The organism is Sphingobacterium sp. GVS05A (assembly GCF_019969845.1).
Lineage (GTDB): Bacteria > Bacteroidota > Bacteroidia > Sphingobacteriales > Sphingobacteriaceae > Sphingobacterium.
Genome location: NZ_JAHXYR010000003.1, coordinates 655,673 through 670,440 on the forward strand (window position 1 = coordinate 655,673; position 14,768 = coordinate 670,440).

At 38.6% G+C, this 14,768-nt stretch carries 14 protein-coding genes; 2 read left to right on the forward strand and 12 right to left on the reverse strand.

Features of this window, described 5'->3' with window-relative positions:
• The 9 genes from LC454_RS10330 to LC454_RS10370 form a co-directional block, all read right to left on the reverse strand.
• On the reverse strand, positions 1–2,055 hold the full coding sequence (locus tag LC454_RS10330) for an NADH-quinone oxidoreductase subunit L (RefSeq protein ID WP_223582080.1): 2,055 nt from the start codon (positions 2,053–2,055) through the stop codon (positions 1–3).
• Positions 2,056–2,058: 3 nt separating this feature from the next.
• A complete protein-coding gene (gene nuoK / locus LC454_RS10335; RefSeq protein WP_104383957.1) occupies positions 2,059–2,367 on the reverse strand; it encodes an NADH-quinone oxidoreductase subunit NuoK in 309 nt (102 codons plus the stop codon).
• On the reverse strand, positions 2,364–2,906 hold the full coding sequence (locus tag LC454_RS10340; RefSeq protein WP_223582082.1) for an NADH-quinone oxidoreductase subunit J: 543 nt from the start codon (positions 2,904–2,906) through the stop codon (positions 2,364–2,366). Before LC454_RS10340 ends, nuoK begins: the two co-directional genes overlap by 4 nt.
• A gap of 4 nt (positions 2,907–2,910) precedes the next feature.
• Positions 2,911–3,474 (reverse strand): NuoI/complex I 23 kDa subunit family protein, encoded by a 564-nt coding sequence (locus tag LC454_RS10345; RefSeq protein ID WP_120260076.1) that lies wholly within the window; start codon positions 3,472–3,474, stop codon positions 2,911–2,913.
• Between the two features lie 3 nt (positions 3,475–3,477).
• Positions 3,478–4,551, reverse strand: coding sequence for an NADH-quinone oxidoreductase subunit NuoH (gene nuoH, locus LC454_RS10350; RefSeq protein ID WP_223582084.1), 1,074 nt, complete (start codon positions 4,549–4,551; stop codon positions 3,478–3,480).
• A gap of 313 nt (positions 4,552–4,864) precedes the next feature.
• Positions 4,865–6,151, reverse strand: coding sequence for a citrate synthase (locus LC454_RS10355; RefSeq protein ID WP_108635060.1), 1,287 nt, complete (start codon positions 6,149–6,151; stop codon positions 4,865–4,867).
• Between the two features lie 191 nt (positions 6,152–6,342).
• A complete protein-coding gene (locus LC454_RS10360; protein ID WP_104383962.1) occupies positions 6,343–6,588 on the reverse strand; it encodes a hypothetical protein in 246 nt (81 codons plus the stop codon).
• A 6-nt stretch (positions 6,589–6,594) separates the two neighbouring features.
• Positions 6,595–7,602 carry an SPFH domain-containing protein gene (locus LC454_RS10365; RefSeq protein ID WP_223582086.1) on the reverse strand — a complete coding sequence of 336 codons (1,008 nt, stop codon included), beginning with the start codon at positions 7,600–7,602 and terminating at the stop codon, positions 6,595–6,597.
• A gap of 5 nt (positions 7,603–7,607) precedes the next feature.
• A complete protein-coding gene (locus LC454_RS10370; RefSeq protein ID WP_223582088.1) occupies positions 7,608–8,978 on the reverse strand; it encodes a transposase in 1,371 nt (456 codons plus the stop codon).
• Between the two features lie 317 nt (positions 8,979–9,295).
• Between LC454_RS10370 and LC454_RS10375 the strand changes: the two genes are divergently transcribed.
• Both LC454_RS10375 and LC454_RS10380 read left to right on the forward strand, forming a co-directional pair.
• On the forward strand, positions 9,296–9,658 hold the full coding sequence (locus LC454_RS10375; RefSeq protein WP_120260072.1) for a BlaI/MecI/CopY family transcriptional regulator: 363 nt from the start codon (positions 9,296–9,298) through the stop codon (positions 9,656–9,658).
• Between the two features lie 4 nt (positions 9,659–9,662).
• Positions 9,663–11,903, forward strand: coding sequence for a TonB-dependent receptor plug domain-containing protein (locus LC454_RS10380; protein ID WP_223582090.1), 2,241 nt, complete (start codon positions 9,663–9,665; stop codon positions 11,901–11,903).
• 48 nt (positions 11,904–11,951) lie between these two features.
• Here the strand turns inward: LC454_RS10380 and pth are convergent, their stop codons facing one another.
• The 3 genes from pth to LC454_RS10395 all read right to left on the reverse strand — a co-directional run bounded on the left by pth (position 11,952) and on the right by LC454_RS10395 (position 14,576).
• Complete coding sequence (pth, locus tag LC454_RS10385) at positions 11,952–12,515, reverse strand: aminoacyl-tRNA hydrolase (RefSeq protein WP_075994222.1); 564 nt, start codon at positions 12,513–12,515, stop codon at positions 11,952–11,954.
• Positions 12,516–12,593: 78 nt separating this feature from the next.
• Entirely contained in the window at positions 12,594–13,190 is a 597-nt protein-coding gene (locus tag LC454_RS10390) for a 50S ribosomal protein L25 (RefSeq protein WP_223582092.1), read from the reverse strand.
• Positions 13,191–13,619: 429 nt separating this feature from the next.
• Entirely contained in the window at positions 13,620–14,576 is a 957-nt protein-coding gene (locus LC454_RS10395) for a ribose-phosphate pyrophosphokinase (RefSeq protein ID WP_104383969.1), read from the reverse strand.
• Positions 14,577–14,768 lie beyond the last annotated feature (192 nt).

Below are 14,768 nucleotides of genomic sequence, written 5' to 3' on the forward strand. Positions count from 1 at the left end.
CTAAAAAAATATAAGATAAATTAAACCAAGTAAAACGAATAGAAAAACGGAATACAATGTCGTCTGTAATTTGCCGTTCTGTACCAAGCGAACTTGGTTACCAGTCCAGTAAGCTACAGAAGCAACAGCATTGACAAAGCCGTCTACAATATATTTGTCTATCCACACACTCAACTGGGAGAGGGATAAGACGATAAACTGAATAAAAGCGACTAGGGCATCTACAACAAAGCGATCAAACCAATAACAGAACTTAGCCAGTTTTAGTGTGCCCCTAACAAATATCCATTGGTATAGTTCATTGATATAACCTTGATTGAACGATGCTTTCAGTGCAAAGCTAGATGCATTGAGTGGATATTTGTTTTGTACATACCATTTCCAGCCGATTGTCCAGCTGATGACCGAACCGATCAATAAGATTAATGGAATAATCAAGTGAGCACTATGGCTAGGTGCAAAGGTATATTCATCTAATAATAGACCATGCATCAGCCAGGAGTCATGATAGGATACGGGGTTGAGAGAAAATAGCGGGAATAGGCAACAAATACCCAATAATAACATGGGGATCAACATGGTTTTGGGTGCTTCATGCAAGGCCGTACCATGCAATTTATCCTTGACTTGCTCCAGCATTCGGAAGTCACCGAAAAAAGCCTTAAAGATTAAGCGACCAATATAAAACGCGGTCAGAATACTGACTGTAATAAGACTTATTGGGATAATAAGGTATAAGTCGCCTTTTGACAGAGCCCATTCAAAGGAAGATATGATAATACTATCTTTGGAAAGATAACCTGATGTGAGTGGAAACCCAGCTAGTGCCAATGAGGCAACACTCATCAGGATAAAAGTTTTCGGCATGTATTTTTTCAGTCCACCCATGTTCCTCAGGTCCTGTGGATCGAAGCCAAGGTGGCTGTGTGCTTTGAGGTGTGCCATCTCATGGATAATAGCTCCGGCGGAAAGAAACAAGAGACATTTAAAGAAGGCGTGTGTGACCAAATGGAATAGTGCGGCATCCCAAGTTCCTATCCCAATTCCGACCATCATAAAACCCAATTGTGAAATGGTCGAAAAGGCTAGGATACGTTTAATATCGTATTGACCTAATGCAAAATAAGCAGCGGACGCCGCTGTAATCGTACCTATGATAGCAATAAACAACAATGCGCTTTCGTTGAATAACGGAAATACTGTGGCGAGTAGAAACACACCCGCCGCGACCATGGTGGCAGCATGGATGAGTGAAGATACTGATGTTGGTCCCTCCATGGCATCTGGCAACCAGACATGTAGAGGAAATTGAGCTGATTTGGCCATAGCGGCAAGGAAAAATGCCAGTCCGGCTATCGTTAACCAGATCTGATCCATGCTGTTGACCGGAGAGACCCATAGTCCGCCAGTGATGCTAGATTGATAAATAAGACCTCCTTCACCAAAAAGGTCGACCAAATTGAGGGTTTTGAACTGTGTAAATATTATGGCTAGGCCGATCAGAAAACCGAGGTCTCCGATGCGGTTTACTATAAATGCTTTCTTGTTGGCCTGTACAGCCGTTTCTCGTGTGAACCAGAAACCAATGAGTAGGTAAGAGGCAAATCCTACCAATTCCCAAAAGATATACATGAGCAACAGGCTATCCATAACGACCAATCCCAACATAGCAAAACAGAAGAGACTAAGATACATCCAATAACGATGGATTCCCGTATCCCCTTTCATATACGCTCTCGAATAGATGTGTACAGGAAGGGCAACTGTCGGAACGAGAAACAACATGAGTGCATTCAGGTTATTCAATAGGATGCCGACTTTAAAAGTAGATGCACCAATGGTAAACCAGTTTATTTGGGCAGACACGATCGGATGATTCCAGATTGTTAACCAGGTAAGTCCGCCAAATATAAAACTCAAGATAATGCCGATCAGGGAGATAACCCCTGACTGATCGCGCTTGCCTGCCATTGCCTGATATAGAAATGCAATAAATGGCGCAACGACTGTAAACAGTGCTGTGTATAGAGGTGATATGTGAGCAAGTTGATCCAATTCTTACTTATCTTTTAATTCATTGATTTCATCCGGATTGATGGTCTTATAATGCCTATAGACATTTAATACCAATGCTAATCCAACCGCAACCGCAGCAGCAGCAAGAACAATAGCAAATAGGGCGAAAATCTGCCCACCATAACTGACTTTATCGTATTTGCCGAAAGCTACAAAGTTTAGAATGGCCGCATTAATCATCAATTCGATACCTACCAAAATCATAATGGCATTTTTCTTGGAAAGAACCGTATAAAGGCCGATACAGAAGATGCAAGCACTGACAACCAAAAAATGCGTTAATGTAATCATCTGTTGCGCTCCTTTCTGGATAAATGTGATGCTCCAATCAGCGCCATCATTAAAAAGACCGATATGACTTCAAAGGGTAGTACATAAAAAGTCATAAATCGTAATCCAATTTGTTGGATATTATTATCTGTTGGAACAATCTCAGTATTATTTTCTTTGGCTTGTTGGATCCAGGTAGGAATGGATTGATGCCATTCTATAATACCAAAGATCATGAGTACCAGAAAACCTACCGCCAATACAACTGCTTGCCATTTGGGCATGCTCAAAAATGAGCCACTGCTGTCTTGAAGATCTTTCAATAGTTCTTTGTTGGAAAGCATAAAGGCAAATAGCATAAGGATCAGCACACCGCCTACATAAACCATGATCTGTGTGATGGCTACAAAATCTGCCAATGCAAATAGGTATAGGCCAGCCATGGCAAAGAGTACAATGAAAAATAGAAATAGGGCGCGGGCTATATTTTTAAGATTTACCAGTAAAAGGGCAGATCCGATTGCCAGTGTGGCAAAGGCATAAAATAAAATAGTTTCCATGCTTTTATTTTTGCTTTGCCGCCTCCTTTTCAGCTTGAAATTGTGTCCATTCTGCTTTTCGTTGTGCAACTTGTTCGTCGGTCATATCTGAAAAGCCGTAGATCAGATCAGTTAACTTTTGCGAGCTACGATCGTATTCATTGGTCATGACAATGCATTCGGTAGGGCAAACAACCGTACATAGTCCACAATACATACATTTGGCCATATCAATATTGAACTTGGCTGGATATAACCGCTTGACGCTACCGTCTGAAGTCTTTCCGATCGCTTCTGGTGATTTGATCGCTTCAATTTCAATACAGTCTACGGGACATGCTTTGGCACAAAGGTCACAGACGATGCAATCATCAATATCGACTTGCAATTGATAGCGAGCGACTTCGGGGATAGGCATTTTTTCGGCAGGATATTGTACTGTGACAATACCCTCCTGACGGTCGAAGTAGTTGTCGTTTTTGATATTTAATTCCTGACGCGAACGTCGAGCGCCAAACAAGTGCTTGACAGTCAAAGATAATCCTTTGATTGCCGTACGAAATGCGTGGGAAGCCGTCTTAAATATCATATCTTATGCTATAATTAAAATTCTCCAAATGGCAGAAATAGCCATGCAAATAAAAGCTAAGGGTGTCAATACCTTCCAACATAAGCTCATCAATTGATCGGCACGTAATCGGGGTAAAGTCCACCGAATCCACATTTGTATCCCTACAATAAATAATGACTTGGCCAAGGTCCAAAAGATTCCCCAGGCCAGGCCTGTTGTCCAATCGGCCAACCGTATCGCGCCAATATTTGGGAGTGGTGTATTCCAGCCACCTAGGAACAGGACAACACCCAGCATCGATACCAAAAACATCATGGCATACTCGGCGAGGAAAATAAAGGCAAATTGAATTCCGCCATATTCCGTGTGAAAACCACCCACCAATTCGGATTCCGCTTCTGGAATATCAAAGGGAGCCCGGTTACATTCGGCAAGTGTTGCGATAAAAAATATGATGTAGGTTACAATTAAATGTGGTGCTTGAAAAATATTCCAAGCGAAGAAACCACCAATCTCATTGACTTCCCAAAAGCCTAAAAACTTGATGCTTCCGTTAGTCAGAATGCCTTGACCAATAGCAATTTCATTGAGGTTTAGGGTCTGTGTTAACATCACTACGGTGATCAATGAGAGCCCGACCGGTATTTCATAGGATACCATTTGGGCAATTGCACGCATGGATCCAAGCAGTGAATATTTGTTGTTGGATCCCCAACCAGCCATTAGAATCCCTAAGGCATCAATGGAGATAATAGCCATGATAAAGAATAATCCCGTGTGTGTATTGGCTGGAATAAAATCTTTAGCCCATGGAATAACAGCAAATCCAGTAAAGACAGCCACAAAAATAATAACTGGGGCAATTCTAAAGAGAATTTTATCGGCTAAAGAAGGGGTGATTAATTCTTTTTGAAGCAATTTAAGGATATCGGCTATAGTCTGGAGACTGCCATATTTCCCGGTTTCCATTGGTCCGAGACGATCTTGGACAAATCCCGCAATCTTACGTTCGGCATATACTGCAAATAAGGTAAATGCTGCTATAAAGGTGAAAATAGCAATGGGAACCAAGATATGTAGTATTGTATCTAACAAGTCTTATTTATAATGATTTTTAATAAGCGTCCAATGAATACGCAAACTTAACGAAAAACAGGGAATTTCGATAGGGAAAAATTAAAATATACTTAACAAGTAGATTATCGTGACATATTAGAGATGTTAGTATTTAGATTTGAGTATTAAGATATCGATTATGTAAGCCTCTGGCTGATGATGTTTTCATAAATATAATATGCTTTGTGTTTATATAACGTGTTATAGTATAGTATTTTTGAATGGGATCTGTAACCTTATCACCATAAAAAAAGCATCCCGAGGGATGCTTTTTTTATGGTGATAAATCGAATTAACGATTTGAGAACTCAACGTAATTACGTTCGGTATGTCCAACATATACTTGTCTTGGACGGCCGATAGGTTCTTTGTTTTCACGCATTTCTTTCCATTGCGCGATCCATCCTGGAAGACGACCCAAAGCAAATAATACTGTAAACATATCTGCTTTAAATCCTAACGCACGATAGATGATACCTGAATAGAAATCGACGTTTGGATAAAGTTTTCTATCGATAAAGTATTGATCATTCAATGCTGCTTCTTCTAGTTTCTTAGCAATATCCAATACTGGGTCTTGAACACCTAATTTTTCTAAAATATCGTCACATGCTTTTTTGATGATTTTAGCACGTGGATCGAAGTTTTTGTATACACGGTGACCGAATCCCATTAAACGGAATGGATCATTTTTATCTTTGGCTTTTGCAAGGTATTTTTCTGCATCACCACCATCATTTTTGATCGCTTCCAACATTTCGATTACCGCTTGATTGGCACCACCATGTAAAGGACCCCATAATGCATTGATACCAGAGGCAACAGAAGCATAAAGGTTCGCATTGGATGAGCCTACGATACGAACTGTTGATGTCGAACAGTTTTGTTCGTGGTCAGCATGTAAAATAAGCAATTTGTGCATAGCATCGATGACAACAGGATCGAATGTTTTTTCGTCGTTAACTTCGCCGAATAGCATATTCAAGAAGTTGTCAATATAACCCAAATTGTTTTTAGGGTAAACGACTGGATGACCTAAAGATTTCTTTTGAATCCACGAAACGATAGTAGGCATTTTAGCCAAAAGATTGATGATCGTTTGATCTTCTTCTTCGTCAGTTAAGTTTGGATTTAAAGATTCAGGGTAAAATGCAGATAATGCGCCCACTAAACAAGAAAGTTGGCCCATTGGGTGGGATTTGGATGGGAATCCAGCGAAGAAATTCTTCATATCTTCGTGGATCATCATTTGCTTTTTGATGTCAGCTCTGAATTTTTCCAATACCTCTTTTTTCGGAAGTTCTCCGTAGATCAACAAATAAGCAACTTCTAAGAACGTAGATTTCTCCGCCAATTGCTCAATTGGATATCCTCTATATCTCAATATACCTGTTTCACCGTCAAGGAAAGTAATCGCACTTTTTGTTGCACCCGTGTTTTTGTATCCTGGGTCTAATGTAATAAATCCGCTTAGATCTCTTAATTTTGAAATATCAACTGCTTTTTCATTTTCAGTACCTACAATGACCGGAAGGTCATAAGAAGTGCCGTCTAAATTTATAGATGCTTTATCTGACATGTTTATATGTTATCTTATATCTGATTTTGTATGCTAATCTCACAAATTTAACTATTTGATATTTAAAACTGAAAGTTCTTTTGGAATTTAAATGACATCATTGCGTCATTTTGGATAATATTGAATAACTATTTACTCAAATAAGCAAATAGTTTATTCAAATTTAACACTATCTTATTATACCTAAAACGTTAATCTATTTTTCGCTGGGCGACTTTGCCTTTATCCTCATATTTGCCGTTTTTGCCCGAACCAAAAAAAGGTAAAATAACGAAGCATACCAAAATAATAGATGTAAGGGTAAGTATACCTGTTGTCCATAGGATCTTGCTGAAATTTTCAGCATCCAGGAAATGGATACCCCAGAGGCCTAATAGAAAATAGGTGGCCACAAATAGGATAACCAAGGTGAATAATATACCAAAGATGTATTTCATGATGGGTTATATTTTGTTAAGAATCTGTTTTTTGAGTGTGTCGAATTCGTCCTGTGTAATGATGTTTTCACGTAACAGTAATTGTAGTTTTTGCAGTTTTTCGACAAAATCACCTTCTTCTTGTATATTGCCTTTGATCTCTTCTTTTTGAAGATCAAATTGCTTGCCCAGCTCCATGCCAACACCCAGTTGTGCACCAATGCCGGCCAGGCCACCTTCATTTTTGGCGGCATCTCGGAGCGCACGTAATTTTTCCAATTCCACATAGCTCAAACCTGCCTGCTGTGCGGCCTGATTTTGCGTCGTCAAATCAGCAATTTCACCAATTCTACGTTGTGTGTTCGCATCAAACTGGGTTCCTAATATTTTGAAATCTGTAATTTCTAATCCGAGATCTTTAAAATCCTGTTCGACAGCCACTTTTATGTCATTAGACAGAACAGGGAGTTGGCTATCAATTTCATTATAACCCAATTTCTTCTGGGCAATCTGCGCGACAATCTGTTGCGGAATCCGATTGTTGATAACATCCTGAATCGCCGCTGTGCTGACTGTGTTTTGATTGGCAACGATGTTTTTATAGAAATGTACGGGTTCTTTAATGATGTAAGAAAAAGTACCATTCAAGCCTATTTCCACCGGAAGATTATATTGTGGGTCAATGTATTTTATTGGATTTCCTGTTCCCCAAGACTGATTGACAATAGCTGCAGTACGAAAGAAGTAAATATACAGCTTGTGTTCAGACTCAAAATTTTGTCTCAACCTTGCCAGGGTTGTAAAGAAAGGGTGATTATCCGTTTTTAAATTATAGGTACCTGCCTCTGTGAGTAGGCTTTCACCTTTTCCCTCATAAACAAGGATACAGCCCTGCCCTGGGGCAAGAATAAGTTTACTGGAATTTTTAATTTCATTTCTTTCAGAAGGAAATTTATACCATAATACACGGGGGTCTTGATTTTTCCACTCAATGACCTCTGATAGTTGGTTGTTAAAAAGATTGAATAGTCCCATAATATTTAATTTAATGAGTCGAATTTGGGATTATACCCTTCGAATTTATTAATTTGTTTTCCGCTATTATCAAAATAGTAATAGTCGCTTGAACCTTTGACAATAAAACCATCTTTGAGCAGGGAGCCATTTCCATAAATGGATTTAAGTTCTGTGCTGATTGTTTTCTGTATAGCACCAGTAGAAATATCCAATAGTTGTATTTGTAAAGGATCATCTTCCGCAGGTGTTGGTTTGTATGCAATCAAAAGTGTTTTGTCATTCTGAGCAAGCACGACAGGCTGAAAATAGAGCCTTCCCGGTGTGAAATCTTTAAAGCTAATCAGACGGGCTCCTTTAAATTGCCAAGGATTGATCAGTACCTTTTTGTAAGGATCGCGGTCGGTAAAAATGCCTGATCCGCCATAATCTTTATCCCAGGAAAAGCGCGGACTATCTTTGGGAAATCCATATTGATATTGGTAACTGTATTGGATTAACTGAATTTTTTCCTGGGGGTAATAACTGGATTTACTTGAAAAAGTGAACTCAGTTTTTGTTGTCGGATTGGGAAGTTTCTTCCTTCTTTCATCGTAAAGTTGCTTATCCGGTATAGATTTATTGATTAAAGGGTAATAGGCAAGATTTTGCCCTTCATTGTTTATAATTTGATAGGAAGATCCATAATCTTCGTATTTAAATTCAACTTTGGCAATGCCCGTGCTGAGTGACGGTGCATCTTTGACATAATTTTCAAGAACACTTTTGTAGGTTAGGTTATTTCTGTCCAATTGATAGATATACTTGGATTTGATGATGATGTACAGGTTTTGGTCTTCAAAGACCTGTAATTTAACGTCGCTACTCGATAATTCGACGGGAGTATCCATCAATTGTTTTATCCATTCCTTTTTACCCGTTTTAGGGTCAAATAATCCGATATAGACTTTATTGTCTTTGCCTTCGTCAAATCTTGCTTTTGAATTCCGGACATTGCCCACCAAGACAATATGGGGAATATTGTTTTTATCTAAAAATAATTCGTTTGAGGCATAATTCCATTCCAGAGTAATGGCTTCTTCTTTTTTGTCGGCAGTGTTGGACGAACTATAGGTCGAATAATTCGGTTCAGGTTTTTTAGAAAAAATGGCACTTAAGGCTCCGATTAAAAACATGAGGGCAATAAAGCCTACAACAGCAAATAATACGATACGTATTGGTTTATACTGATCCGGGTTATTGCGCGGATAGTTGTAATTGTGATTGATATTGATATCATCGCTATCTAAGAAAAACTCCGTTCCACAACTGTCACATTTGTAATAGTCGGGGCGTATTGTGCTGACTTTTATGCTGCCACAATGAGGACATTTGATCGCTTTGATGCTTTTGGCCATTTATCTTGTTGTATTTGTTTTGAATTACCGCTGTTTAAAATTTCATTTCTACCAAGATGGAATTTGTGTATTGGAAGAATATGATCTACAGATGAAAGTTATAAATAAAAAATAAGGAATAGCAAATTTTCGGCCAGTCAACTTATATTCGATGGGACTGATTTTAAATACGTCGAGAAATGATAGCGATTGTAATGTTACAAAGAATATTTGGCCTATGATCCGCTTAGATGGGTTACATGATAAATAAAAATATATTTTTGGTATTTACGAATTATTCGTAGATTAGTGAAAGAATAGTAAAGAAAGATTAAGACATGGAAAAGTTAACAGCACAAGAAGAGCAGGCAATGCAATCTATCTGGAGCCTAAATGGAGGTTTTATTAAAGAGATCTTAGATAATGTCAAGGGGGAGAAAATGCCTTATACGACACTGGCCTCGACAGTAAAGAATTTGGAGCGTAAGGACTTTGTGAAAGCTGTGCGTTATGCTAATGCAAAACGTTATGAGCCTATGGTCAGTGAGCAGGATTATAAAGCCAAGTTTATGAATTCTTTTGTGGGTGATTATTTCAAGAATTCTTACAAAGAGATGGTTTCTTTTTTCGTGAAAGAGGAAAAGCTGACTGAGGGCGAACTTAAGGAGATCATGGATATGATCAAAAACAACAAATCTTAATACGATGGAAAATCTACTGACCTATATCATACAAGTCAATCTGTTGTTGAGCATAATCTACATGGGGTATGTAGGGCTATTGAAGGGTTTGACATTCTATTCATTAAATAGAGGCTATTTTTTAATAGGCGGATTATTTGCTTTTATTTACCCTTTTTTGGATTTAAAATCATTGTTTGTACAGCGCGGGTTAGACATGGGGTTGGTCGGTGAGCAGATTTCATTTTATATTGAGGATCCGGAGGTTCAAGAAAAGCTTACATTGGCGGGATTGGTGGAGATGGTGTTTATTTTGGGGGCAGTGTTGTTATTGTTGAAGTTCCTATTTCAGTTATTGAGCCTATTGAGGATTCATTTTCATTCCACTGCGGATCAATGGAAAACATATTTTTTTCGGAATGTGTTTATTCCTATTGTTCCATTTTCGTTTTTAAATAAGATTTATGTCAATAAAGGGCAGCATATGGATGCTGAACTGAAAGATATTTTTAAGCATGAGGATATTCATGTGAAAGGCCTTCACAGCTTGGATATTTTATTGTTTGAAATGATATTGGTGTGTTGTTGGTACAATCCTTTCGTCTGGTTCATGCGCAGGGCCATTCGCCAAAATTTGGAGTTTCTGACTGATCAACAGGTGCTCAATAAAGGAATTGACAAACAGACGTACCAGTATAGCCTGTTGAATGTGTCCAAAAAGGGCACTTCAATAGGGTTGAGCAATCAATTTAATTTTAAACTATTAAAACGTCGCATTATGATGATGAATAAGAAAAGGTCATCCAACATAGAACTGAGTAAATATGCCTTCCTTTTGCCAGTATTCTTACTGACGGGTGCAGCATTTACCGTAAGCAAAGCGGAGGGTAGCATAGAGGGAGTTGTTGAGAAGGCTAATGAAACTACGCTTCTTAAATTGGACGATCAACAGCGGGATTCCACTTTGTCAGTGAAGATGGTTGGCGAAGCGGGAAAGTTATTGAAAGAAGCTTTTGGATCGAATGAGATTAAGATTGATACCCTTCATAGCGTAAAAGCTAACCAAGCCAGCGATTTTAAAAAAATCAGCAGATCGGATATCGATTTTTCTAAAGATCTAAAGTACTTTATTGACAATAAGCTCGTTTCTAAAGCGGACTTTTTGGCTTATCCTGAAAGAAAACTATCAAAATATTGGTTTTCTAATGATAATGCCCTAATTAAATATAAAACCAAACTAGCGATCGATATCTCTAGAGGCGCAATTTTAGCCAATTCAGTTGAGAAGCAACAAAAACAAGATATCGCGCAGACAAAAATGCGGTATTTTGTCGATGGTGTTCTTCAAAATCCAGGCTTTAATGTAAATGATTTTGACCCAAACTCAATTGCGTCAATGACGGTGTTGGAAGGGCCAGCTGCTGTGAATAAATATGGGGATGCTGGGAAAGATGGCGTGATTGAGCTGAAATTAAAGGAAGGGGCGAATATTGGTAAAAAAGTGACTGAACTGAGAGGTAAGACGATTGGGATTAAGTTTAGAAATAATAAGCCAAGCGATGCGGTGTATTTTATTGATGGCAAAAAGGCAGATCAGGAGCTACTAAGCGATCTCAAATCGGACGATATAGAGAATATAACAGTGTTGAAGGGGGCCTCTGCGGTTGAAAAATATGGTCAGGAGGCTGAGTATGGTGTTGTATTAATTACCACAAAAAGTTGGGCAAGGGAAAATCCGGATAAAATCAGCAAAGCTGCTAAGGGACTCAAATCTGAAAATAAAGTAGACGAGACTCTCCCGGTTCTTTATTACAAAAAAAATGATGATAGACAGGAGGCTAAAACCATAACTTTCGAAGGGAAATCCAAAACAGATGGGAGTCAAAGCAAATCGACTACATTTGATGCAAAAGGAATGGCGGACGGGCTGAATTTTGCCCCTGTAGGAGGTAAAAATGGAATTCGAATTCGTGGATCATCGGGAACGCCATTATTTGTTGTGGATGGTCAGATCCACTCGATAGATATAAATGATTTGAAAGCTTCGGATATTGCGTCTGTGGAGGTGCTTAAAAATCAAAGTGCAACAGCTTTGTATGGAGCAGCGGGAGGAAATGGTGTAATTATCATCACCACGAAGAAAGCGGCTCAATTAAAAGAAACAGATGATAAGGCCGAAAGTTTGGAAGGAAAGATTAATAGCGTAATCAAGACTGAGCTTGATGCCGAAAGAAAACGTGCTGAAGCTGCGAAGGGGAAGGGCTAATAAGCGTAATATTTTGGTGTAATAAAATAAAAGGGACCTTAGTCCCTTTTATTTTGTATTCAGATTTGTCATGGTCAGCTCGATGCCGATATTGACAAAACTTTGGATCATTTTGACAGAATGATCGATTAAAGCAGGTAGTTCAGCTTGTTCTTCTTTGTCAAAAGGGCCAAGGACATAGTCAACCTGTCTACCTTTGGGGTAATTATCTCCGATGCCAAAGCGTAGACGCGGGTATACCTGTCCACCACAAAGCTGTTCGATGGATTTAAGCCCATTGTGGCCAGCGCTGCTGCCTTTAGGCTTCATGCGTAGAGAACCAAATGGAATCGCGAGGTCATCAACAATCACCAATACATTTTGAATAGGCACTTTACATTGCTGCATATAATAATTGACCGCTTTGCCACTGAGGTTCATGTAGGTTGTCGGTTTGATGACGGTTACATTGTGCCCTCTCTGTTTAAATTCACTGTAGTATGCCAATTTCAATAAAGAAAAGCTTGCACCGGCCTGTTTGACCAATTCGTCTGCAACCATAAAGCCAATGTTATGTCGTGTGTCGGCGTATTCACTGCCGATATTGCCCAATCCAACGATAAGATAATTCATGTTGCAAAAATAAAAATTTAATAAACAAAAAAGCACCGAATTTCGGTGCTTTCTGTAGTATAGAAAATCTTGTTCAGATTATTTTTTACCACCTTTAGCTGCTTTCGCTGCTTCTTGTTCAGCTTGACGCAATGCACGAGACATGATAACTGAAACGATTGTATCGTCAGAGTTGTTCAATACTTTTGCATTTTCCAATTGAACTTGAGCCACACGGTATGATTTACCAACTTCTAATGATTCCATTGGTACTTCAATTTCTTGTGGTAAGTTAGCAGGTACTGCTTTTACGCGTAAATTACGTAATTTTTGAACTAATTTACCCCCCATTTTAACACCTGGAGATGTTCCTGTTAATTTGATAGGAATATTTAATGATACTTCTTTATCATCAAATAATTCTAAAAAGTCAACGTGAGTAACTACATCAGTTAATGGGTGGAATTGTGCGTCTTGAACGATAGCTCTTTTTGTTTGACCGTCAACGTTTAATTCTACGATTACAACGTCAGCAGTGTAAAGAACTGGTTTCAAATCAGCTGCGGATACAGCAAGAGCAGTTTGTTCTTTACCTCCGTAAAGTACTGCTGGTACTAAACCTTGGTAACGTAACTCTTTCGCATCTCTTTTCCCTACGTTCTGTCTTACAGAACCGCTAATAGCAATTGATTTCATCTTTTAATTTTTTATAAATTTTGAGGTGCAAAGATAGTTTAATTTTTGGTATTATCAAAAAAATAGCTGCTGATATTGAGGGACTAAGATCCCTCATGCTATTTTGTAAGTTGCTGACTTGAAAGAAATCTGGGGATAACGCGATGAACAGTTCTTATATTTATTTTGAGGAGGGATAGCTATTGTGCGGGACAAGAATAAAAAAACAAGCTGTCTAGCCGTAGGCTTACCATACTAGAGTCTAAATACTCATATCTCAATACGCTATACTAAAAAAGACTCCAGTATTTCAGCCGTAGGCTTACTATACTAGAGTCTAAATACTCATATCTCAATACGCTATACTAAAAAAGACTCCAGTATTTCAGCCGTAGGCTTACCATATCAGAGTCTAAATACTAATATCTCAATACGCTATACTAAAAAAGACTATTCAACGTCAAATAAATCTGAGATAGATGTATGTTGGTTGACGCTAGTGATTGCTTTTGCGAACAAATCAGCTGTAGACAACACTTTTATTTTTGTTGATTGTTTTGCTTTTTCCGGATCCAATTGAATGGTGTCTGTCACGATCATTTCTGACAATACTGAATTTTCAATTGTTTCATAGGCTTTGCCTGATAACACCGCATGCGTACAAACCGCTCTTACAGATCTTGCACCATTCTCCATGATCAAAGCAGCTGCTTTCGAAAGTGTACCTGCAGTATCGCAGATATCGTCGATCAATACAACATCTTGACCCGTTACATCCCCAATGATAGACATCGACTCGATTTCATTTGCACGTTTACGACGTTTGTCACAGATGATAACTTCTGCATTGAAGAATTTAGCAAAAGTACGCGCTCTGTACGATCCACCCATATCAGGTGAAGCAATTGTCAAGTTTGGAAGTTTTAAGGATTTGATGTAAGGAACAAAAATAATGGAGCCATCTAGGTGATCAACAGGGATATCGAAAAATCCTTGGATCTGTGCAGCGTGTAAATCCATCGTCATGATACGGTGAATTCCGGCTGCAGTCAAAAGATTGGCAATCATTTTCGCGCCAATAGCAACTCTTGGTTTGTCTTTTCGATCTTGTCTTGCGAAACCGAAATAAGGGACAACTGCAGTGATGTAGTGCGCTGAGGCTCTCTTTGCAGCATCAGTCATCAACAATAATTCAAAAAGATTGTCGGTAGGTTGGTTGGTAGATTGGATGATAAATACATCGGCTCCACGAACAGATTCATTGTAGAATGGTTGAATCTCACCGTCGCTAAAACGCGATAATGTTTTGTCTCCTAGAGGTTTCCCGTAAGATTGTGCGATTTTTTCGGCTAGTTCTGTAGTGCCAGAACCTGCAAATAATTTAACCGTGTTGAATTGCAAAGGCATGGTTTTGTATATTTATGTTGGGTTATTGTATTGTCGTTTATTCAATATTTTTATTCCCTAATATTTTTTAAAGTTAAACATTAAAAAAAATGGATTGTTTGCACAATCCATATACTCTTAACTTTAAAAGTTGTCCGACCTGGATTCGAACCAAGACAAACAGAACCAAAAACTGTTGTACTACCCTTATAC